This window comes from Micromonospora sp. NBC_01412 (genome assembly GCF_045040215.1).
Taxonomy (GTDB): Bacteria; Actinomycetota; Actinomycetes; order Mycobacteriales; family Micromonosporaceae; genus Micromonospora; species Micromonospora rubida.
Genome location: NZ_CP109528.1, coordinates 3241704 through 3263555, shown reverse-complemented (window position 1 = coordinate 3263555; position 21852 = coordinate 3241704). Strand labels below are relative to the sequence as shown.

Below are 21852 nucleotides of genomic sequence, written 5' to 3'. Positions count from 1 at the left end.
TCAGCGCTGATCGGGCGCGGCGGACCGGTCGGCGCCACCGGCGTCGGGTTCGGTCGCCCCGGAGGGACCGGTGGCGCGCTCCGCGCCGTCGGCCCGCTCGGGCCCGCCGTCGACCGGCTGCCCGGACACCCCGCCCGGAGCCTCGGCAGCCGCCGTCATGTCGGCGGCCGTCCGGTCGGCCAGGGCGGACCCGGTGTGCTCCGGAGCCACCCGATCGGCCGGTGCGGCGACGGGGGCCGCCGCCTCCCGGTCACCCTCGACGGTGTCGACCGCCTTCGTCGGGGCCGAGGCGGCCTCCGTCGCCGCCGGAGCGGTGTCCCGCCCGGCCGGGGCGGCCTCCGTCGGCTCCGGCCCGCCGAAGAGCCGGGGCAGCGTGGCGCCGTGTACGGCGCGCAGCTCGTCCAGGCCGATCCGGAACTGGCCGCGCAGCTCAAGGGCGCCGCCGGCCTGGTCGGTGACCCCGATGATCTCCCACGGGACCCCGCGCTCGGCGCAGAGGGCCGTGAACGCCTTCTCGTGGCCGCGCGGCACCGAGACCAGGACCCGCCCGGCGGACTCGCTGAACAGGAAGACGAACGGCATCGAGCCGCCGGCGAAGTGCTCCGGCACCGCGATCTGCGCGCCGACCCCGCGGCGCAGGCAGGACTCGACCAGGCTCTGCGCGAGGCCACCATCGGACAGATCGTGCGCCGAGCTGAGGTGCCCGACCCGGGCGGCCTCGGCCAGCAGCTCGGCGAGCTGCCGCTCGCGGGACAGGTCGACCTGCGGCGGGATGCCGCCGAGGTGCTCGTGGGTCACCCAGGCCCACTCCGAGCCGGAGAGCTCCACGTGCGTCTCGCCGAGCAGGAAGAGCTGGTCGTGATCGCCGCCGGTGCGCGGGACGAAGCCCATCGACACGCGCTCGGCCACGTCGTCCAGCACGCCGAGCACGCCGACCACCGGGGTCGGGTGGATCGCCGCCGCGCCGGTCTGGTTGTAGAAGCTGACGTTGCCGCCGGTCACCGGGATGCCCAGCTCCAGGCAGCCGTCCGCCAGGCCGCGCACGGCCTCGGCGAACTGCCACATCACGCCCGGGTCCTCCGGCGAGCCGAAGTTGAGGCAGTTGGTCACGGCGATCGGCTTCGCGCCGGTCACCGCCACGTTCCGGTACGCCTCGGCCAGCGCCAGCTTCGTGCCGTGGTACGGGTCGAGCCGGGCATACCGGCCGTTGCCGTCCAGCGACAGGGCGACGCCCAGGCCGGTGCGCTCGTCGATCCGGATCACGCCGGAGTCCTCCGGCTGGGCGAGCACGGTGTTGCCCAGCACATACCGGTCGTACTGCTCGGTGACCCAGGTCTTGTCGGCCAGGTTCGGCGACGCGATCATGCGCAGCACGGTCTCGCGCAGCGCCTCCGGGGTCGACGGGCGGGGCAGCGTCTCGGCCCGGTCGGCCTGGAGCAGGATCAGGTCGGCCGGCTCGCGCATCGGGCGGGCGTAGACCGGCCCGTCGTCGACCAGCGAGCCCGGCGGGACGTCCACCACGAGCTGGTCGCGCCAGGTGATCACCAGCCGGCCCGGCTGGCCGTCCGGGGACGGCGCCGTGACCTCGCCGATCGCGGTGGCCCAGACGCCCCACTTCTCGGCGATCTTGAGCACCGCCTCCAGCTTGTCCGGGGCGACGACCAGCAGCATCCGCTCCTGGGACTCGCTGGCCAGGATCTCCTGCGGCTCCATCGAGGCCTCGCGCAGCGGGACCCGCTCCAGCCAGACCCGCATGCCGGTGCCGGCGGAGGCGGCGGTCTCGGTGAGCGCGCAGGTCAGCCCCGCGCCGCCGAGGTCCTGGATGCCGACGACCAGCTCGGCGTCGTACAGCTCCAGGCAGGCCTCGATGAGCAGCTTCTCCATGAACGGGTCGCCGACCTGCACGGACGGGCGGCGCTTCTCGCTGCCCTCGTCGAAGGTAGCGCTGGCCAGCACCGACACGCCGCCGATGCCGTCCCGGCCGGTCCGAGCGCCCATCAGCACCACGACGTTGCCGGGGCCGGCGGCCTCCTTCTTCTGCAACCGGTCGACCGGAAGCACGCCGAGGCAGAGCGCGTTGACCAGGGGGTTGCCCTGGTAGCAGGGGTCGAAGACGACCTCGCCGCCAATGTTGGGCAGGCCGAGGCAGTTGCCGTAGCCGGCGACGCCGGCCACCACGCCGGGCAGCACCCGGGCGGTGTCGGGGTGGTCGGCCGCGCCGAAGCGCAGCGGGTCCATCACGGCGACCGGGCGGGCGCCCATGGCGAGGATGTCCCGGACGATGCCGCCGACGCCGGTCGCCGCGCCCTGGTACGGCTCGACGAAGCTCGGGTGGTTGTGCGACTCGACCTTGAAGGTCACGGCCAGCTCGTCGGAGACCTGGACCACGCCGGCGTTCTCGCCGATGCCGGCGAGCAGCCGGTCGCTCGGCGGGGCCTTCTCGCCGAACTGGCGCAGGTGCACCTTGCTCGACTTGTAGGAGCAGTGCTCGCTCCACATGATCGAGTACATGGCCAGCTCGGCCTGGGTGGGGCGGCGGCCGAGGATGTGCCGGATCCGGTGGTACTCGTCGTCGCGCAGGCCCAGTTCGGCGTACGGCTGGAGCTCGCCGGGGGTGTCCGCGGCACGCGGCACGGTGTCCGGGCCGTGCGCCCAGTCGCCGGCCGGCGCGGACCGGGCCTGGTCGGGGTGGCGGACCACCTCGACGGGCCGGGCCGGGGCGACCGGGCCGGGCTGCGGCGCCACGGAAGCCGTGAACGGCTCCGCCGGGACGGCCGGGAAGCCGCCCGGGTTCTCCCGTACCGCCGGGTCCGGATGGGTGGTCATGACCTCTCCTCGCTGCGCTCGCCGCCGCAGGGGCGGTTGAGCCGACCGATGGTGCCGCGCACTGTCACGCCGGGGCCCCCACCAGGTGCTTGAGCACCGAGGTGAAGAAGCCGAGGCCGTCCAGGGAGGGGCCGGTGAGCGCCTCCACCGCGTGCTCGGGGTGCGGCATGATGCCGACCACGTTGCCGGCCGGGTTGGTGATCGCGGCGATGTCGCGCTGCGACCCGTTGGGGTTGCCGCGAACGTAGCGGGCGACGACCCGTCCCTCGGCCTCGAGCTGGTCGAGCGTCGCGGCGTCGGCGACGTAGCAGCCCTCGCCGTTCTTGACCGGGATCAGCACCTCCTGGCCCGGCTGGAACGTGTTCGTCCACGCCGTGCCGACGGCCTCGATCCGCAGGGCCTGGTCCCGGTTACGGAAGTGCAGGTGCTGGTTGCGGGTGAGCGCGCCGGGCAGCAGGTGGGCCTCGCAGAGGATCTGAAAGCCGTTGCAGATGCCGAGCACGGGCAGGCCGCCCCGGGCGGCGTCCACCAGGGTCTCCATCACCGGGGCGAACCGGGCGATGGCCCCGCAGCGCAGGTAGTCGCCGTAGGAGAAGCCGCCGGGGAGGACGACGGCGTCCACCCCGCGCAGGTCCGCCTCGCCGTGCCAGAGCCGGACCGGCTCGGCTCCGGCGATCCGGACGGCCCGGGCAGCATCCCCGTCGTCGAGCGAACCGGGGAACGTCACCACACCGACCCGCGCGGTCACGGGCGTGCGCCCACGGTCTCGTCGGCCTCGACCACGCGGACGGTGAAGTCCTCGATGACCGGGTTGGCGAGCAGTTTGTCAGCAATCTCCCGGGCCCGGTCCAGGTCCGGTTCACCGGTGAACTCGATCTCGATCCGCCTGCCGATCCGGACAGAGGCGACGTCGCTGACGCCGAGCCGGGGCAGCGCGTTTGCGACGGCCTGGCCCTGAGGATCGAGGATCTCGGGCTTGAGCATGACGTCGACGACGACGCGAGGCACTGGGCACTCCTGACTGTGTACGCAGTTGGGTGCCGACCCACAACGGGCGAGCGCAGCCAGCCTACCTGGCAGATACCGCCTCAGCCGCACCGGCCGGGGGCAGTTCAGGCAGTGATCAACATAACGGCGGAGCGCTGGGCCGCACGATGTCCGGTCATGCGTGAAACGTTCCGGAGCAGGCCGTTCGCCACGCCACGGAGAGCCAAATTGTTACATCGCTCAGCCTCGATAGCACTCTTGCCGCAAGACGCGCCAACCCCTACTATCCATCGACAAAGCTCAATGCTGAGCCGGCGGGTGACCCGTGACCCCCACCGGCGTGACCGACCCGGCGATCCCGGGTCCGAGAGGCAAGGAGTACGTCCCGATGCGTATCCGTTCCCTGCTCGCCGTGGTCGGCACCGCCCTGGTCGGCGTCCTGGGCGCCGCCAGTGGCGCAGTCGCCGCCCCAGCCGGCCCCCAGCCGATCATCGGCGGCGGCACCGTCTCCTCCGCCCCGTGGGCGGCCGCCGTGTTCAGCAACGGCTCGTTCACCTGCTCCGGCAGCGTCATCGCCGCGCAGTGGGTGCTCACCGCCCGGCACTGCGTCAGCGGCACCATGTCCGTGCGGGTCGGCAGCGTCTACTACGCCTCGGGCGGCACCACCCGCACCGTGAGCGCCTCGTACACCCGCTCCGACCTGGCCCTGCTGCGGCTGTCCAGCACGGTCAGCACGTCCACCGTCACGCTGGCCAGCGCCAACCCGCCGGTCGGCTCCACCAACACGATCTACGGCTGGGGCATGACCTGCTACAGCGGCTGCTCCGCCTCCAGCCAGCTCAAGACCGCCAGCGTCCAGGTGACCAGCACCAGCGCGACCGACGCGTACGGCGGGCAGGCGATCCGGAGCACCCGGATCAACGGCAACGCGTGGCGGGGCGACTCGGGCGGCCCGCAGTTCTACAGCGGCCGGCAGGTCGGCGTGGCCTCCACCGCCGACGGGTCGAGCATCCAGAACTACGGCAGTGTCGCGTACAACAGGGCCTGGATCACCTCGGTGGCCGGTGTCTGACGGTCACCCTTCCCGGCACCCCGTCTGGGGCATGTCGGGTGATTGACACCGCGGGCGGCGCGGATGGTCGGCGGAGCGCCGGCCGTCCGCGCCGACCCGTTTTGCAGCATCCGGTCAGCTGACCACGGCCGACGAACCGCCCCCCGGCCGGTGCGACAGCATCGAACCGTGCTGGTCGTGACGACGGATCAACTGCCCGGCTACGAAGTCCGCCAGATCCTCGGCGAAGTGGTGTCCTCGATGGCCAGGACGCGCAACCCGTACCGCGAGGGGGTGAAGAACCTCCGCGGCGGCGCGTACGACCCGATGGCGCCGGACAACCTGACCCGCTGGCGGACGGACTCGGTCGCCCGCCTCGGCGAGGAGGCCCGCCGCCTCGGCGCGAACGCCGTGATCGGCATGCGCTTCGACAGCCGGGACTGCGGCGAGATGTGGATGGAGATCTGTGCGTACGGCACGGCGGTGATCGTGGCCCCCAAGACCCCGGACATCATGCCCCCGGACCAGCCCATGATCGCGGCCGAGACGGCCAACGACCCGGCGATCACCGGGTCCCCCGGCGGCATCGCCGAACCGGCCAGCGCCCCCAACCTCAGCTCCGCCGCCGAAACCCCCACCCGCAACTCCTAACCCACCCCACCCGGGCCCACCCCACCCGGGCCCACCCCGGTGATCAAGAGGTTTACGTCAATCTGGAGATCAACTCTGACGCAAACCTCTTGATCACCGGGGCGAGGGGGGTGGCGGTGGGGTTAGAGGATGGGGGGTGGGGAGTAGGTGGCGGCGGTGGGGTGGGTGGTGACGATCTTGGCGATGCGGGTGGTTACCGCGTTGACCTGGGCCTCGGCGGCGCCGACGAAGGCGGTGCGGTCGGCGACCAGGTCGTCGATGTCGGCGCGGGACAGGCCCAGTCGCTCGTCACCGGCCAGGCGGTCGAAGAGGTCGTTCTCGGTGGCGCCCCGCTCGCGCATGGCCAACGCCACGGCGACCGCGTGCTCCTTGATCGCCTCGTGCGCGGCCTCCCGGCCGACGCCCCGCCGGACCGCCCCGACCAGGATCTTCGTGCTGGCCAGGAAGGGCAGGAAGCGCTCCAGCTCCCGGTTGATCACCGCCGGGTACGCCCCGAACTCGTCGAGCACGGTAAGGAACGTCTGGAACAGCCCGTCGGCGGCGAAGAACGCGTCCGGCAGGGCGACCCGGCGGACCACCGAGCAGGAGACGTCCCCCTCGTTCCACTGGTCGCCGGCCAGCTCGCCGATCATCGACAGGTACCCCCGGATGATCACCGCGAAGCCGTTCACCCGCTCGCTGGACCGGGTGTTCATCTTGTGCGGCATCGCGCTGGAGCCCACCTGGCCCGGCTTGAAGCCCTCGGTGACCAGTTCCTGGCCGACCATCAGCCGGATCGTGGTGGCCAGCGACGAAGGCGCGGCGGCCACCTGGGCCAGTGCGGCCAGCACCGCCATGTCGATCGAGCGTGGGTAGACCTGGCCGACGCTGTCCAGCACCCGGGAGAAGCCGAGGTGCTCGGCGACCCGGCGCTCCAGCTCGACGACCTTCGCGGCGTCACCGTCGAACAGGTCGAGCTGGTCGGCGGCGGTGCCGACCGGGCCCTTGATCCCACGCAGGGGGTACCAGTTGATCAAGTCCACCAGCCGCTCGTACGCGATCAGCAGCTCCTCGGCGGCCGACGCGAAGCGCTTGCCCAGCGTGGTGGCCTGCGCGGCGACGTTGTGCGAGCGGCCGGTCAGCACCAGCCCGGAGTGCTCGTGGGCGAGCCGGGCGAGCCGGGCCAGCGTGGCGACGACCCGGTCCCGGACCAGCTCCAGCGAGGCACGGACCTGGAGCTGCTCGACGTTCTCGGTGAGGTCCCGGGAGGTCATCCCCTTGTGCACGTGCTCGTGCCCGGCGAGCGCGCTGAACTCCTCGATCCGGGCCTTCACGTCGTGTCGGGTGACCCGCTCGCGCTCGGCGATCGAGGCCAGGTCGACGTCGTCCAGCACCCGCTCGTACGCCTCGACGACCCCGTCGGGGACGGCCACGCCGAGATCACGCTGGGCGCGGAGGACGGCGAGCCAGAGCCGCCGTTCCATCCGCACCTTCTCCTCCGGCGACCAGAGGGCGACCAGTTCGGGCGAGGCGTACCGGTGGGCGAGCACGTTCGGGATCGTCGTCACGTACCTCATTCTCCCGCACGTCGGGCTCGTCACCCGAGCCAGGCCACCGGCACTCACACCGTGGGCACGTCGTGCACCGGGGCGCTGACCACGATGGTCTTGGTCTGCTTGCCGTGGGAGTTGCGCGCGGTCAGCGTGTACGTGTGCTTCTGGATGTCGCCCTCCCCACCCGAGCAGGGGAAGAGGAAGGCCTCGCTGCCGGCCGACGGGTAGTCGTCGGCGTAAATGCCGGGGCCGTCGATCGAGAGGGCGACGGAGTCGACGTTGGTGACCCTCCACTCCACGAGGACCGGTCCCCCGGCGATCGGGTTGATGTTGGTCCCGGCCGGACAGAACGGCTTGTCGGCGACGCGGAAGTAGGTGATGGTGGGCGCGTTCGACGTCGACTTCGTGCCGGACTGGCCGCCGCTGCTGCCGGTGCCGCCGCCCTTCGCGCCGCCCCCGGTCGAGCCGCCGCCCGTCGAGCCGCCGCCCGTCGCGCCGGTGCTGGCCGTCGCGCCAGGGCCGGGGCCGGAGCCGCTGTCGCCGGTGCCGCCGTCGGCGGGGGTCGGCGTCGGCGGGCCGGCGGGGGCCTCGGTCACGGTGGTCGACGCGGTGGATTCCGTGGAACTCGTGGCGGTGGACGTGCAGCCGCTGGCCGCGAGCGCGGTGGCCAGGACGACGACGGCAGCGGGGCGGAGCAGAGCTCGACCGGGCATGACCACTCCTAGAGGAGGCACCGCCACCGGGACGTCCGGGCGGGCTGGCACCCAAGGTAGGCATATCCAGCAAGAGCGATCCGACCTGCGCGAACACCGTCGGGAAGGCCGGCGGAAGCCGGCGACGGGTCCGGCTCAGTAGGACGACGGGCTCAGTGGGACGACGGGTCCGGCTCAGCCGGGCGCGGGACGGCCGGTCAGCGCGGCGTACAGGCCGGCGGCGGCAGCCTGTTCGGAGTCGTACGCCTGGCGGACGTCGTGCACGCCGCGCTCGTACAGGCCGATCTCCCAACGCCCGTCCGGCGAGCGGCGCAGGAACCAGAAGTCGGGCGGGACCGGCACGTGCTCGTGCACGTCCTCGATCTCGAAGGCGTCCGGTGACAGCCCCGCCGCCAGCAGGGCGCCGCGCACCTCGTACCGGTCCACGCCCGGCCTCCCCTCCGCGTCTCCTGTCGTCAGCAGACGGCGGGAGCGTAGCCGCGCTGGAGCGGGGCGGCGCAGGCCGCCGCCGTCAGGTCCTCCTCGACCAGGTACCCGTTCTGAAGCAGCCACGTGATGCTCAGGCCGGCCCCGGCCTGCGGCAGGTACGCCGGGTTGAGCTGGAACTGGGTGCCCAGGCCGGACTGGGCGAACCAGGGCGCGATCGGCCCGGAGTCGACCGGGAACGGCCTGATCACGCAGTAGACGTGGTAGTTGGACAGGGGCGCGTCGGCCGGCGTGTTGAGGTTCGACGGCGGCAGCGACCGGGCGCTGAACGGCGTGCCGAGCGGGGCGAGGAACGCGCCACCCGGGAAGCCGAAGCGGTCGAGCCGGTAGCCGGGCAGCAGCGTCTGCTGGTTCTTGATCGGCCGGCCGTCGGGGCCGAGGACGAAGCCGCTCGCGGGTGGGTAGACGTACCCGGTCCGGGTGGCGTTGCCGTATTGCGCGAGGAACTCGGTCGCGGTGAGGCCGCCGATGCGCTGGTAGCCGGTGAGCAGCGGGCCGACCGGCGGCACGCCGGGCAGCGCGGCGGGGCCGAGCAGCGGGTTGCCGTCGAAGTGGACCGTGGTTGGCGGCGCGTTCGGCGGGGCGCCTGGGCGGCACAGGCCCTGCGTCGGCGTCGGCGGCTGCGGCTGGCCGGCGTCGGCCCGCCCGGTACCGTCCCGGAGCCCGCCCGCCCGGCGGGACGCAGCCGCACCGGCCGGATCGATGGCACCCGGGGCGGACGCGCTGGCCTGATCGGTGGCGTTCGGGGCCGCGGCCTGCGCGGCGGTGGGGGTGAGCGCCAGGGCCGCCCCGGAAACGGCGGCCAGCGCCCAACGAGGAATCTTCATCACGAACCTCCAGGAATAGGACAGCGAGCTGCCCTTATCCTTGAGAGGTTGTGTAACTGATGTGGAGATTCATCCGCTTTACACCGGGACGGCTGACCGCCCACGATCACCCGTTGCCCCGCCGGCCGCTCCGGCCGGCGGGGTCGAACGCCGTGGCGTCAGCGCTCCAGGATCGCCGTCACGCCCTGGCCGCCGGCCGCGCAGATCGAGATCAGCCCCCGCCCGCTGCCCTTCTCGGCGAGCAGCTTGGCCAGGGTGGCGACGATCCGCCCGCCGGTGGCGGCGAACGGGTGTCCGGCGGCCAGCGACGAGCCGTTGACGTTGAGCCGGTCCCGGTCGATCGCGCCGAGCGGGGCGTCCAGGCCCAGCCGGTCCTTGCAGAACTCCGGCGACTCCCAGGCGGCCAGGGTGGCCAGCACCTGGGAGGCGAACGCCTCGTGGATCTCGTAGTGGTCGAAGTCCTGCAACGTCAGCCCGGCCCGGGCCAGCATCCGGGGCACGGCGTACGCGGGGGCCATCAGCAGCCCCTCGTCGCCGTGCACGAAGTCCACGGCTGCCGTCTCGGACCAGCTGAACCAGGCGAGCACCGGGAGGCTGTGCTCGCGCGCCCACTCCTCGGACGCGAGCAGCACCGTCGACGCGCCGTCGGTGAGCGGCGAGGAGTTGCCGGCGGTCATGGTGGCCCGGTCGGCGTCCGGGCCCCTGTGCCCGAAGACCGGCTTCAGCGAGCCGAGCTTCTCCAGGCTGGTGTCCGGGCGCAGGTTCTGGTCCCGGGTCAGCCCGAGGTACGGCGTCATCAGGTCGTCGAAGAAGCCCCGCTCGTACGCGGCGGCGAGCCGCTGGTGGGAGCGCAGCGCCAGCTCGTCCTGGGCCTGCCGGTCGACGTCCCAGCGCAGCGCGGTCCGGGCGGCGTGCTCGCCCATCGACAGCCCGGTGCGCGGTTCGGCGTTGCGCGGGATCTCCGGCTGGAACGGCTGCGACGGGCGCAGCTTCGCGGCGATCCTCAGCCGTTCGCCGAGGGTCCGGGCGCTGTTGAGCCGGACCAGGGTGCGGCGCATCTCCTCGTTGACCGCGAGCGGCGCGTCGGAGGTGGTGTCCACGCCGCCGGCGATGCCGACGTCGAGCTGCCCGAGGGCGATCTTGTTGGCGACCAGGATCGCCGCCTCCAGGCCGGTGCCGCAGGCCTGCTGGATGTCGTACGCCGGGGTGCGCGGGTCGAGGCGGGAGCCGAGCACCACCTCGCGGGTCAGGTTGAAGTCCTTCGAGTGCTTCAGCACCGCACCCGCGACGACCTCGCCGACCCGCTGCCCGGCCAGCCCGAACCGGGCCACCAGGCCGTCCAGCGCCGCGCCGAGCAGGTCCGTGTTGGACGCGCTGGCGTACCGGGAGTTGGACCGGGCGAAGGGGATGCGGTTGCCGCCGATGACCGCGACCCGCCGGATGCTCTGCACGATCCCGCCTCCAATTCAGGACTTGCCCACAACCTACTGGCCAGTAGGCTACGCCTATGACCGACAGGTACGCGAGTTTCGTCCGATCGGGGGCCGGCCGCGCGCTGGTCAAGCGCCTCGGGCTGCCCGACCCGCCACGACTGCGCCGGCACACCCCCGGCGACCCGCTGGTCCCCGGGCCGGTGCTGCTCGGCGCGGCCACCGGCGGCCGGCTCGCCGAGCAGGTCGGCAAGATCATGACCGCCGCCGGGGTCGAGCTGGCCGACCCGGCCGCCGCGCCCGCCCCGGAGCGGCGGCACGCCGCCCTGGTGTACGACGCCACCGGCATCACCGACTCCACCGGCCTGCGCCAGCTCTACGACTTCTTCCACCCACAGGCCCGCTCGGTGCTGCCCAGCGGCCGGGTGATCGTGCTGGGCACCCCGCCCGAGGAGTGCGGCTCGCCGCGCGAGGCGACCGCCCAGCGGGCCCTCGAAGGGCTGACCCGCAGCATCGGCAAGGAGTTCGGGCGGGGTGTGACCGCCCAGCTCGTCCACGTCACCCCGGCCGGGGACGCGGGCACGACCACCGGCCTGGAGGCCACCCTGCGGTTCCTGCTCTCCGGCCGGTCCGCGTACGTCTCCGGGCAGGTGGTCCGGGTCGGCGCGGGCCAGGCCGGGCCGCCGGCCGACTGGGACCGGCCGCTGGACGGCCAGGTCGTCCTGGTCACCGGGGCGGCCCGGGGCATCGGCGCGGCGCTGGCCCGGGTGCTGGCCCGCGACGGGGCCCGGGTGGTCGCGCTGGACGTCCCGGCCGCCGGGGACGAGCTGGCCACCGTGGCCAACGAGATCGGCGCCACCGCCGTGCAGCTCGACCTGACCGCCCCGGACGCCCCGACCCGGCTCGCCGACCACCTGGCCGGCCGGCACGGCCATGTCGACGTGGTGGTGCACAACGCCGGCATCACCCGGGACAAGACCCTGGGCCGGATGGACGCCGACCGGTGGGACCAGGTGCTCGACGTGAACCTCTCCAGCCAGGAACGGATCAACGACGTGCTGCTGGAGCGCGGGCTGATCCCGGCCGGCGGGCGGATCGTCTCGGTCTCCTCGATCGCCGGCATCGCCGGCAACCGGGGCCAGACCAACTACGCCACCTCAAAGGCCGGGGTGATCGGCCTGGTGCAGTCGCTCGCCCCGGTCCTGCGCGAGCGCGGGATCAGTGTGAACGCGGTCGCCCCCGGCTTCATCGAGACCCGGCTGACCGCCCGCATCCCGCTGGTGGTCCGGGAGGCGGGCCGCCGGATGAACAGCATGTCCCAGGGCGGCCTGCCGGTGGACGTGGCCGAGACGATCGGCTGGCTGTCCTGGCCGGCCAGCGGCGCGCTCAGCGGCAACATCGTCCGGGTCTGCGGCCAGAGCCTGCTGGGGGCGTGATGAGCAGGGCGGACGACCACGCCGACGACCTGTCGGTGCACGAGCTGATCGAGGGGCCGACGGAGGTCATCTCCGCCGCTGAGTTGGCCGCCGTCCGGGCCGCCGGGCCGGCCGGGCCCGACCCGGTCACCGAGGAGACGCACGACCTATCGGGGTACGCCCGCCCGAGCGACCAGGGCGACCCGGACAACCCGGGCGGCCGGGCGGCCGTGGAGCTGCCCCGGTTGCCGCAGGCCGGCCCGCTGTACCGGCGCGCCCTGCTCGGGGCCCTGCCCGGGGCCGGCCGCCGGCGCGGTGACGTGCTGCCCGGGGTCGAGCTGACCGTTGCCGGGGTCACCGTCGACCGGGCGCACCTGGCCGACTACGACCGGGTCTGCGGGTTCCGGCTGACCGACCGGCTGCCGGCGACGTACCCGCACGTCATGGGCTTCCCGCTGGCGCTGCGGCTGATGACCGCGCCGGAGTTCCCGATGCCGCTGGTCGGCCTGGTGCACGTGGCCAACCGGATCACCGTGCACCGGCCGGTCGGGGCCGGCGAGACGCTGGACTTCCGGGCGTACGCCGAGGATCTGCGCCCGCACGACCGGGGCCGGCAGGTCGACGTGGTGCTCGTCGGGTCGGTCGGCGGGGAGGAGGTGTGGCGGGGCGTCTCGACGTACCTCGGCAGGGAGCGCGCGGCCGGCGGCGGCGAGCGACGCGATCGGGGCGAGCGGGGTGAGCGGCCCCCGGCGCCGGCCGCCACCGCGCATTGGCGGGTGACGCCCCGGGTGGGCACCGACTACGCCCGGGTCTCCGGTGACCACAACCCGATCCACACCTCCCGGCTCGGGGCGCGGCTGTTCGGTTTCCCGCGCCCGATCGCACACGGCATGTGGAGCAAGGCCCGCTGCCTGGCCGCCCTGGAGAGCCGGCTGCCGGACGCGTACACGGTCGACGTGGCGTTCAAGCTGCCGGTGCCGCTGCCGTCCACGGTGGCCCTCAGCGCCACCGCCGACGGCGCGGCCTGGGCGTTCGCGCTGCACGACGCGCGCACCGGCCGCCCACACCTGGCGGGCGCCGTCCGCTGACCGCTCACCCCTGCTGAGCCGGGGGCTTGCCGTTCACTCTTTCGTGGGCTAGGTTGTTCTCACATTGAGTTGTTCTCAGAGTGAGAGAGACGACATGAACGAGCAGGAGTTCCTTGCCGTCTACGACCCGCAGGACTACCCGTCCATCGCCGTGACCGTGGACGTGGTCGCGCTGACCATGCGCGAGGGCGCGCTGCACCTGCTGCTCGTCCGCCGGGGCGTGCCGCCGTTCGAGGGCCACTGGGCGCTGCCCGGCGGCTTCGTCCACCCCGGCGAAGACCTGACCGCCGGGGCCCGCCGCGAGCTGGCCGAGGAGACCGGGCTCGGCGGCGAGCGGCTGCGCCGGATCCACCTGGAGCAGCTCGCCAGCTACGGCGCACCCGACCGGGACCCCCGGATGCGGGTCGTCTCGGTGGCCCACCTCGCGTTCGCCCCCGACCTGCCCGACCCGGCCGCCGGCAGCGACGCCGACGAGGCGCTCTGGCTGCCGGTCAGCGCGCTGGCCAGCCGGCAGCTCGCCTTCGACCACGCCCGGGTCATCGAGGACGGGCTGGAGCGGGCGCGATCCAAGCTGGAGTACACCCCGCTGGCCACCCGCTTCCTGGACGCCGAGTTCACCGTCACCGAGCTGCGCGCCGTCTACGAGACGGTCTGGGGGCACCCGCTGCACCCGGGCAACTTCCACCGCAAGGTGCTCTCCGTGCCGGGCTTCGTGGAGAGCACCGGCACCAGCACCGAGCGCGGCGGCACCCGCGGCGGCCCCCGCGCCAAGCTCTACCGCGCCGGCGACGCCCGGCTGCTGCACCCGGCGCTGCTGCGCCCGGACCGGGAGGAGACGGTGCGCTGAGGACCGACGAGGCCATCCGGCTGGTCGCGACGGCCCGCACCGACGCCGACCTGTTCGGCGCCGACGCGCCGGCACACCGGTACCGCGAGCTGGTCGCGGCCCTGCACCCCGACCGGCTGGGCGCGCTCGACGAGGCGGTACGCGCCGAGGCCACCGACGCGTTCGTGCGGGTCACCACCCGCTGGCGGGCCAACCAGGTGTTCATCCTCGGGGCGTACCGGCTCGGCCCGCTCGCCCACACCGGCGACCTGGCCGACCTGTACGACGTCGGGGCGGACCGGCTACTCAAGCTGCCCCGCAACCCCACCGACAACGACCTGATGGCCCGCGAGGCGCACGCCCTGCGCACCGTCGAGGAACGGGGCGACCCGCGCTACCTGCCGTACGTGCCCCGGCTCGTCGACTCCTTCCGGCACCGGGACGCGGCGACCGGCGCCCAGCGGCAGATCAGCGTGCTGGCCACCGCCGCAGGGCTGCACAGCCTGGACGAGGTGCGACGGGCGTACCCGGACGGGCTGGACGCCCGGGACGCGGCCTGGATGTGGCGGCGGCTGCTGGTCGCCCTCGGCCTGGCCCACCAGGCCGGGGTGGTGCACGGCGCGGTGCTCCCCCGGCACGTGCTGATCGAGCCCGACGGGCACGGCGTGGTGCTCGTGGACTGGTGCTTCTCGGTGGTCGGCGAGGGGGCGATCCCCGCGCTGGTGCCCGGCCACGAGGACTGGTACCCGCCCGAGGTCGCCGCGAGGCGGCCTTGCGGGCCGGGCACCGACCTGGCGATGGCCGCCGGATGTATGACCTGGCTGATGGGCGACCGGGCCCCGCGCGAGCTGCGCGCCTTCGCCGACGGCTGCCGCCGCCCGGCCCTGCGCGCCCGGCCCGACGACGCCTGGCGCCTGCTCGGCGAGCTAGACGAGGTGCTGGAGCGGCTCTACGGGCCGCGCACCTTTCGACCCTTCACCCTCAACCCTTAGGGAGGCTGCCATGGGCAGTGGAATGTGGTCCACCGACGTGTACGACGCCGCCGACCGCTACCGCCGGGCCACCGGCAAGAGCGCGTTCTCCTACAGCGACAGCGGGGCGCGCACCGTGCACCCCGCCCTCGACCCGCGCGGTTCGGGACGGGAGAGCCGCGACTCGGCCGAGCATCCGCAGTCGACGGCCATCTCGGTGCTCTTCGACGTGACCGGCTCGATGGGGCACGTGCCGCGCACCCTCCAGACCAAGCTGCCGCAGCTGCTCGGGCTGCTGCTGCGCCAGGGGTACGCCCGCGACCCGCAGATCATGTTCGGCGCGATCGGCGACGCCACCTGCGACCGGGTGCCGTTGCAGGTCGGGCAGTTCGAGTCCGACAACCGGATGGACGACGACCTCGGCCGGATCGTGCTGGAGGGCGGCGGTGGCGGCCAGATGACGGAGTCGTACGAGCTGGCCATGTACTACATGGCCCGGCACACGGTGGCCGACTGCTGGGAGAAGCGGGGCCGGCGCGGCTACCTGTTCATCATCGGCGACGAGCTGGCCTACCCCCGCGTCGACCGGCGGCAGGTCAGCCGGCTGATCGGCGACGACCTGGGCGAGGACGTGCCGCTGCGGCAGATCGTCGACGAGGTGACCCGGCGCTGGGACACGTACTACCTGCTCCCCGCCGGCAGCCACTACGCCGGCAACGCCAAGGTGCTGGACTTCTGGCGGGACCTGCTGGGGCAGAACGCCGTCGTGCTGGACGACCTGGACGCCGTCTGCGAGACCATCGCGCTGACCGTCGGCCTCGGCGAGCAGGCCGTCGACCTGGACCAGGGCCTTCAGGACCTGGAGCGGGCCGGGTCGACGGCCACCGGCACGGTGTCGAAGGCGCTGGCCCGCCTCGGCGGCGGCCCGCGGGACCAGGTGTGCTCGCTGCCGGCCCCGTCGGCGCCGCCGTCGGCCCGGGGGGTCACCCGGCTGTGAACCACGTGACGGTGGTCGACCTCGGCTACGGCGACGCCGGCAAGGGCACCGTCGTGGACTGGCTGTGCGGGACCCGGCCGGTCCACACGGTGGTCCGCTTCAACGGGGGCGCGCAGGCGGCGCACAACGTCGTCCTGCGCGACGGGCGGCACCACACGTTCGCGCAGTTCGGGGCGGGAACGTTCCGCCCCGGGGTGCGGACCCACCTGGCGCGGCACGTGGTGGTGGACCCACTGGCCCTGGCCGCCGAGGCCGACCACCTCGCCTCGGTGGGAGTGCCCGACGCGCTCGACCGGCTCACGGTCGACGGGGAGGCGCTGCTGTCGACCCCGTACCACCGGGCCGCGAACCGGGCCCGGGAGCTGGCCCGGGGAGCCGACCGGCACGGTTCCTGCGGGCTGGGGGTGGGCGAGACCGTCGCATACGGCCTCGCCCACCCCGACGAGGCGCCACGGGTGGCGGACTGCCGCACCCCGGCGGTGCTGCGCCGCCGGCTCGCCGCGCTGCGCGACCGGCTGACCGCCGAGCTCGGCCCGCTGGACGCCCCGCCGGTGGAGGACTGCCTGCCCGCGTTCGGCGGGTTCGCCGACCGGGTGGCGATCGTCGACCGGGCGTACCTGGCCGGGGTGCTGCGCGCCGGGACCTGCGTCTTCGAGGGGGCGCAGGGGGTGCTGCTCGACGAGTGGCACGGCTTCCACCCGTACACGACGTGGAGCACCACCACGTTCACCAACGCCGACGCCCTGCTCGCCGAGGCGGGCCAGCCCGGCGCGGCCGAGCGGTTGGGCGTGTTGCGGATCGCGACCACCCGACACGGCCCCGGGCCGCTGGTGACCGAGGATCCGGCGCTGCCGCTGGCCGACCCGCGCAACCCGACCAACCCGTGGCAGGGGCGGTTCCGGTTCGGCCACTTCGATGCGGTCGCCCACCGGTACGCCCTGGAGGTGGCAGGCGGGGTCGACGGCCTCGCGCTCACCCACCTGGACCTGGCGGACCGGGGGCTGCGGATCTGCCGCCGCTACGACACCGCCGACCGGCTGGAGCCCGGCCCGCCCGGCGACCTGGACCGGCAGGCCGCGCTCACCGCCCGCCTGCTGGCGGCCCGCCCGGTGTACGACGACGGCCCGCCGGCCGACTGGCCCTCGGCGGTGGAGGAGGCGCTCGGCGTCCCGGTGGTGCTCACCTCCCGCTCGCCCACCTCCGAGGGCAAGGCGGTAAGGAAGGGCACCTTGTCAACGCCTTTTGTATAGGAAGGGCCCCTTCCTGACGGCGCGGCGGCAGAGCATGAGGGCATGCAGTCGGTGCTCGACCTGCTCCACGACACGGTCACCTCGCCATGGGTCTATCTGGTGATCTTCCTGGTAACCGCAGTGGACGCCGTCTTCCCGGCGGTCCCCGGCGAGACGGTCGTGGTCACCGCCGGGGTCTTCGCGGCGAGCGGGCAACCCGACCTGACCGCAGTGATCGTGGTGGCGGCGGTCGGCGCGCTGGCCGGCGACAACCTGTCGTACGCCATCGGCCGGGGCGGCGGCGCGCAGCGGCTGGCCCGGCTGCCGGCGGAGAGCCGCCGACGGAGCGGATCGGAGTGGGCCCGCCGGGCGGTGGACCGGCGCGGCGGCGTCATCCTCATGACCGCCCGGTACGTGCCCGGCGGGCGCACGGCCGTGACCCTGACGATGGGCGCCGTGCGGTACCCGCTGCGGTCGTTCCTGCTCTTCGACGCCCTGGCCACGGGATCCTGGGCGGTCTACTGCGGGCTGCTCGGCTACTTCGGCGGGCTGGCCTTCGAACGGAATCCCGTCGCGGGTGTGCTGGTGGGCGTCGGGCTGTCGGTCGCGATCACCGGGCTGCTGGAGGCGATCCGCCAGCTGCGGCGCCGCGCCCACCGCCGCGCCGCCGGCCGGTAGCCGCGCCGCCTCCGGCGCCGAGACGTGCCGCAGCCACGAGCGCGCCGCCCGCCGCGGATCTGCGGCGGGCGGCGCGGTTGGCGCGTGATGTCAGGAGATAACCACGTTGCTGTAGTAGTAGCGCAGAATCGCCTGGTAGTTGTAGCCCGCGTTCGCGAGATCACGCGAGCCGTACTGCGACATCCAGTCCCCGGTCACCCAGCCACCGCACGCGGTCGTGGTCGCGCAGTAGTGCGCCCGCAGGATGTTGCCGCTCCGGGTCATCCGGGTCGACCAGGTGCTGTCCACCGCGGAGGACGTCGACGCCTGCGCCGACGACGGCCGGTAGACCTGGTCGGCGGTGTCGTCACGGACGTCGTAGCACTGTCCGCCGGAGGTCTTCCGGGTCGAGTGCAGCGCCCAGTACCAGCCGTAGCTCTTGACGGCTACGGCACCGGCCTGCAGCGAGGCGTTCGGCCAGCTCGTCACCCACTCGTTCGGGAGGACGTTCTTGACGTACGTCTTGAAGTCGACCCGGTCGACTCGCCCGAGACCCACCCGGTAGACGAGGATGGTGCTCGGCAACTTGCTGTTGGTGCCGTCGGTGGTGCAGCCCGTCGGCCCGCCCGTGCCCAGCAGCTCGTGCGAGGCGTTGTTGTTCTTCAGTGTGGCGTTGAGGTTGCCCGACGCCCCGGACGCGAAGTCCTGGCTCGCACCAGCGAAGTTGCTGTTGAAGTAGACCCGCACGGTCTTCCCGGTACGGTTCCACACCGACGCGGCGTTGTTCTTCACGCACACGCCCTGGCCGCTGCCGGCACCCTTGAACTCGTAGCACGACGGCTGAGTCGTGCCGTAGTCGCCGAGCGAATCAGTGAAGTCCGAGATCGAGCCGGCCTGGTTGCTGTTGTAGTAGTAGCAGAACTCGCCGCTGTCGCAGGCCCCGTCGCGGCCGGCGGCGGACGCCGTGCCCGGCGCCACCGCGACGCCGGCGAGCGCCACCACCAGGACGGCCAGAATGCCCGGAACTCTTCTAAGGATGTTCATTCGCGGCCGCCGATCAGAAGTGGAGCATCTGCTGGAAGTTGGCCTGGGCCCTGCTCAGGTGCACGTGCGAGCGCATGCCGGGTCACCAGCCGCTCGGGACGTAGGCCCAGCCCAGGTAGTCGGACCGACTCCGGAACGAGTTGGTCTGGTAGACGCTCGGTCCGGTGCTGATGGCGCTGTTGCCGCCGATGGAGAGCATGACGTGCCCGGCATACGTGGTGGACGTGAAGAACACCGCCGTTCCGGCAGGCGGCACCGAGCCGGTGTGAATACGCCCGTTGCTCTTCTGCCAGTTGTAGTGCGTGAGCGCCGTGGCGAACCGGCCGCTGGTGCCGAACGCCCGCTCGACGAACAGCTCGCACTGGTTGTTCCAGTCGGTGTGCCCGATCCGCGCCCTCGCGAACGCGACAGCCTCGGCCGCGCGCGGGTCGGCCGGGTAGGTGCCGTCGCCGGAGCCGACGATTTCGTGCGAGGCGTTGTTGTTCTTCAGTGTGGCGTTGAGGTTGCCCGACGCCCCGGACGCGAAGTCCTGGCTCGCACCAGCGAAGTTGCTGTTGAAGTAGACCCGCACGGTCTTCCCGGTACGGTTCCACACCGACGCGGCGTTGTTCTTCACGCACACGCCCTGGCCGCTGCCGGCACCCTTGAACTCGTAGCACGACGGCTGAGTCGTGCCGTAGTCGCCGAGCGAATCAGTGAAGTCCGAGATCGAGCCGGCCTGGTTGCTGTTGTAGTAGTAGCAGAACTCGCCGCTGTCGCAGCTTCCGTCCCGGGCCGCCGCCGACGCCGGCGAGGCGACGGCCAGGATGGAGGTGGTCATGGCGAGCGCGGCGCCGAAGATGGCGAGGCTCTTGCGGATGTTCATGGTGTCCTCTCCTGGACATTGAGCGATGGTTGGTGGATCGGATCGGGTGCGGGTCACTGCCCGCGCTGGTACTGCTCCCAGGTTTTGATCGGAATCCGGGGACCGTCGTCCGGGCCTTGGTCGGCCAGGCCGTTCATGCCGAGGTAGTAGTCGCCGACCTGGTGCTGCGCCTGGCTGGACAGGTCCGTGTCGTTGATCGCCGCGGCGTGGATGTGCCACGGCCAGTCGCCCTGACTCGGGTTACGGACCCAGGCGGCGAAGCCGACCTGGCGCAGAGCCCGGACGACGGCGGTGCGCTTGGCCGCGGTCATGCCGGTGACCGCGATGTCCACCACACCCCCGCCGTCGTGCGTACCGGCCGAGGTCGGGTCGCCCCCGACGTTGTACGAGCCCTGCTCGAGCACCAGGGTGTGACCGAGCAGGCACTGGGCCTCGGCCAGCATCGCCTGGGTACGGGCGTCGACGACGTACCCGTCACGCTGGACCTTCGCGCCCGGGCCGATCGTGTTGCCGACGGTGTACCGGTCCTGCCCGAGCCTCGTCAGCGACGTCGTGCCGGGCAGCCCGTTCGCGGCCAGGCCGGTGTAGCCGAGCGAGCGCTGGTAGGCCGCGTACGCCGAGACGGTCATGGTGCCGAAGTAGCCGTCGACCCACTGCGCGTTCAGCAGGTTCTGGGCTTGGAGCGCCTTCTCGACGGCGAGCACGGAACTCTTCGCCCCCGGGGTCAGGGTGTCGTCGGCACGGCGGGGGTCGATCTGGGCGGCCAGGACGGTGGCCTCCATGTCCACGACGGGGCTCGCGGCCGTGGTGACGGTCCGCTGCGCTGTGGCACCGGGTGTCGCCGCCCACGCGTGGGCCGGGACGCCGCTGGCCACGCACACGGCGGCGAGCCCGACGGCTAACCAGGGAAGGCGCATGGTCGATCCTCCTCGTAGGTAGTGAGTCGCGTTCGGAACGAACATCACTCTGCGAGAAGGGGTCTGCTGTTCGGTACCCCCGCTGTCCTGTCAGATCCGTCAGACCGTCATTGACCTCGATAGATGCGGTGTTGTCAGTTTGGGTGGCAACCGGGACTGACATCGAGCGTTCGCGCCCTGACACCGGTCGGGGCGACCCGGGACCCGGAAAACCGACCGGGGCGGCGGCTCTGCGGGCCTGACCGCGGTTGCCGCCAGGCGTGCTCAGGCGGTGACGTTGACCATGAAGTAAATCGGCCGGCGGCTGGGAAAGTAGGCCTGCCCGTGCTCGTCTACTATCTTCCAGCCGACCCAGCACTTCCCGGGGCGGCTCGGGGCGGTGACCGGAACACTGATCATCACCTGCTCGCCGGGCGGCGTGTCGCCGATCGGCACCCGATCCGGCACCCGGCAACCGTCATCGTCACCGTTGGGGTTCATCCGCGCCAGGAAGCGGTTGTGCCAGTCGACCGATCCCACGTTCGCGAGCGCCCACACCACGTCGAAGTGGGAGTTCACCTTCACCCGCGTACCGTCGGGGTGGGTGACGTCGGCGACGAACTGGCTCGAGTCCCCGGGAATCAACGCGTCCGAGAACCCTGCCGATGACGGCGACGCCGTCACGGCGCCGGAGCCGTCCGGGGACGACCGGCCGCGGACGGTGGCGCCCAGGACGGCGACCAGCACCACGACCACCGCCGCCGCCGCAGCGGCGGGCCACCGCAACCGGTGCCGTCGCGCACCCGTGACCTCGTCCTCCTCCGCCGCCTGCGGGTGCTCCGCGGCACGCAGCGCGCGCTGGCCCTCCGGCACGAGGTCCGAAGACGCGACGACGCCGGACACGACGGGCCTGCCAGCCGCCGGAGTGTCCATGGCGTGGAACGTCTCAGCGGACACGACGCCGGTCGTCATTGTGGCTACAGTGCCCGGAGCTCTACCCGCGGCCGGGGAATCGGTGCTGACCGGCGTCAGGTCGCCGTCCGGGACGGCGTGGACTGTCACCGGGCGCTGAGCGTCTTCCCATCGGCGCCGCCACTGGACCTCGTCCGCCTCGCAAGCCCGGACGAACTCGCGCGTGGTCTCCCACGAGGGAAACCTGGTCCCGGCGGCAGCCTCGTGCAGCGTCGTGTGCGAGATCCGGCCCGACCATCCAGCCATCTTCCGGAATGACGGGTTGCCCACGGCGGCCCGCAGTATCCGCAGCTGTTCGGCGAACCTTTCGGCCGCCATGCCATCCTGAATCGACTCACCGGCAGCACGCTGGTCTTCCATTCATCCCCCATGTCAGACGCGTCGTCAGG

21 protein-coding genes are annotated in these 21852 nt (G+C 72.9%); 9 read left to right on the top strand and 12 right to left on the bottom strand.

Going from position 1 to position 21852, the window contains the following annotated elements; genetic code table 11:
• The 3 genes from purL to purS all read right to left on the bottom strand — a co-directional run bounded on the left by purL (position 1) and on the right by purS (position 3834).
• Positions 1-2826 carry a phosphoribosylformylglycinamidine synthase subunit PurL gene (gene purL / locus OG617_RS14950; RefSeq protein WP_405102258.1) on the bottom strand — a complete coding sequence of 942 codons (2826 nt, stop codon included), beginning with the start codon at positions 2824-2826 and terminating at the stop codon, positions 1-3.
• A gap of 64 nt (positions 2827-2890) precedes the next feature.
• Complete coding sequence (gene purQ / locus OG617_RS14945) at positions 2891-3574, bottom strand: phosphoribosylformylglycinamidine synthase subunit PurQ (protein WP_396676492.1); 684 nt, start codon at positions 3572-3574, stop codon at positions 2891-2893.
• On the bottom strand, positions 3571-3834 hold the full coding sequence (gene purS, locus OG617_RS14940) for a phosphoribosylformylglycinamidine synthase subunit PurS (RefSeq protein ID WP_387017176.1): 264 nt from the start codon (positions 3832-3834) through the stop codon (positions 3571-3573). Before purS ends, purQ begins: the two co-directional genes overlap by 4 nt.
• 367 nt (positions 3835-4201) lie before the next feature.
• On the opposite strand from purS, the gene OG617_RS14935 reads away from it, so the two are divergent.
• Both OG617_RS14935 and OG617_RS14930 read left to right on the top strand, forming a co-directional pair.
• The gene (locus OG617_RS14935; protein ID WP_405102256.1) at positions 4202-4885 is read left to right on the top strand and encodes a S1 family peptidase; all 684 of its coding nucleotides are present in this window, start codon (positions 4202-4204) and stop codon (positions 4883-4885) included.
• Positions 4886-4948: 63 nt separating this feature from the next.
• On the top strand, positions 4949-5515 hold the full coding sequence (locus tag OG617_RS14930; protein ID WP_405102254.1) for a YbjQ family protein: 567 nt from the start codon (positions 4949-4951) through the stop codon (positions 5513-5515).
• Positions 5516-5637: 122 nt separating this feature from the next.
• Here the strand turns inward: OG617_RS14930 and purB are convergent, their stop codons facing one another.
• The 5 genes from purB to OG617_RS14905 all read right to left on the bottom strand — a co-directional run bounded on the left by purB (position 5638) and on the right by OG617_RS14905 (position 10524).
• Positions 5638-7062 (bottom strand): adenylosuccinate lyase, encoded by a 1425-nt coding sequence (gene purB, locus OG617_RS14925; protein ID WP_405102252.1) that lies wholly within the window; start codon positions 7060-7062, stop codon positions 5638-5640.
• Positions 7063-7115: 53 nt separating this feature from the next.
• Positions 7116-7760 (bottom strand): hypothetical protein, encoded by a 645-nt coding sequence (locus OG617_RS14920; protein ID WP_405102250.1) that lies wholly within the window; start codon positions 7758-7760, stop codon positions 7116-7118.
• Positions 7761-7934: 174 nt separating this feature from the next.
• A complete protein-coding gene (locus tag OG617_RS14915) occupies positions 7935-8186 on the bottom strand; it encodes a hypothetical protein (RefSeq protein WP_405102248.1) in 252 nt (83 codons plus the stop codon).
• A gap of 29 nt (positions 8187-8215) precedes the next feature.
• Positions 8216-9073 (bottom strand): TNT domain-containing protein, encoded by an 858-nt coding sequence (locus OG617_RS14910; protein ID WP_405102246.1) that lies wholly within the window; start codon positions 9071-9073, stop codon positions 8216-8218.
• Positions 9074-9231: 158 nt separating this feature from the next.
• Complete coding sequence (locus tag OG617_RS14905; protein ID WP_405102244.1) at positions 9232-10524, bottom strand: acetyl-CoA C-acetyltransferase; 1293 nt, start codon at positions 10522-10524, stop codon at positions 9232-9234.
• Positions 10525-10580: 56 nt separating this feature from the next.
• On the opposite strand from OG617_RS14905, the gene OG617_RS14900 reads away from it, so the two are divergent.
• From OG617_RS14900 to OG617_RS14870, 7 genes are all read left to right on the top strand, one after another.
• A complete protein-coding gene (locus tag OG617_RS14900) occupies positions 10581-11939 on the top strand; it encodes a 3-oxoacyl-ACP reductase (RefSeq protein ID WP_405102242.1) in 1359 nt (452 codons plus the stop codon).
• Positions 11939-13006 (top strand): MaoC/PaaZ C-terminal domain-containing protein, encoded by a 1068-nt coding sequence (locus OG617_RS14895; RefSeq protein ID WP_405102240.1) that lies wholly within the window; start codon positions 11939-11941, stop codon positions 13004-13006. Before OG617_RS14900 ends, OG617_RS14895 begins: the two co-directional genes overlap by 1 nt.
• A gap of 94 nt (positions 13007-13100) precedes the next feature.
• Positions 13101-13853, top strand: coding sequence for an NUDIX hydrolase (locus OG617_RS14890; RefSeq protein ID WP_405102238.1), 753 nt, complete (start codon positions 13101-13103; stop codon positions 13851-13853).
• A gap of 164 nt (positions 13854-14017) precedes the next feature.
• Positions 14018-14824, top strand: coding sequence for a serine/threonine protein kinase (locus tag OG617_RS14885; RefSeq protein ID WP_405102236.1), 807 nt, complete (start codon positions 14018-14020; stop codon positions 14822-14824).
• 10 nt (positions 14825-14834) lie between these two features.
• Positions 14835-15800, top strand: a complete 966-nt coding sequence (locus OG617_RS14880) for a hypothetical protein (RefSeq protein WP_405102234.1) — start codon at positions 14835-14837, stop codon at positions 15798-15800.
• A complete protein-coding gene (locus OG617_RS14875; protein ID WP_405102232.1) occupies positions 15797-17050 on the top strand; it encodes an adenylosuccinate synthetase in 1254 nt (417 codons plus the stop codon). Before OG617_RS14880 ends, OG617_RS14875 begins: the two co-directional genes overlap by 4 nt.
• Positions 17051-17092: 42 nt before the next feature.
• The gene (locus OG617_RS14870; protein ID WP_405102230.1) at positions 17093-17707 is read left to right on the top strand and encodes a DedA family protein; all 615 of its coding nucleotides are present in this window, start codon (positions 17093-17095) and stop codon (positions 17705-17707) included.
• A gap of 90 nt (positions 17708-17797) precedes the next feature.
• Here the strand turns inward: OG617_RS14870 and OG617_RS14865 are convergent, their stop codons facing one another.
• From OG617_RS14865 to OG617_RS14850, 4 genes are all read right to left on the bottom strand, one after another.
• Positions 17798-18730 (bottom strand): SpoIID/LytB domain-containing protein, encoded by a 933-nt coding sequence (locus OG617_RS14865; RefSeq protein ID WP_405102228.1) that lies wholly within the window; start codon positions 18728-18730, stop codon positions 17798-17800.
• A gap of 82 nt (positions 18731-18812) precedes the next feature.
• The gene (locus OG617_RS14860) at positions 18813-19595 is read right to left on the bottom strand and encodes a peptidase inhibitor family I36 protein (RefSeq protein WP_405102226.1); all 783 of its coding nucleotides are present in this window, start codon (positions 19593-19595) and stop codon (positions 18813-18815) included.
• 53 nt (positions 19596-19648) lie between these two features.
• Positions 19649-20512 carry a peptidoglycan-binding protein gene (locus OG617_RS14855; RefSeq protein WP_405102224.1) on the bottom strand — a complete coding sequence of 288 codons (864 nt, stop codon included), beginning with the start codon at positions 20510-20512 and terminating at the stop codon, positions 19649-19651.
• Positions 20513-20776: 264 nt separating this feature from the next.
• Positions 20777-21823 carry an NBR1-Ig-like domain-containing protein gene (locus OG617_RS14850; protein ID WP_405102222.1) on the bottom strand — a complete coding sequence of 349 codons (1047 nt, stop codon included), beginning with the start codon at positions 21821-21823 and terminating at the stop codon, positions 20777-20779.
• Between the last annotated feature and the right edge of the window lie 29 nt (positions 21824-21852).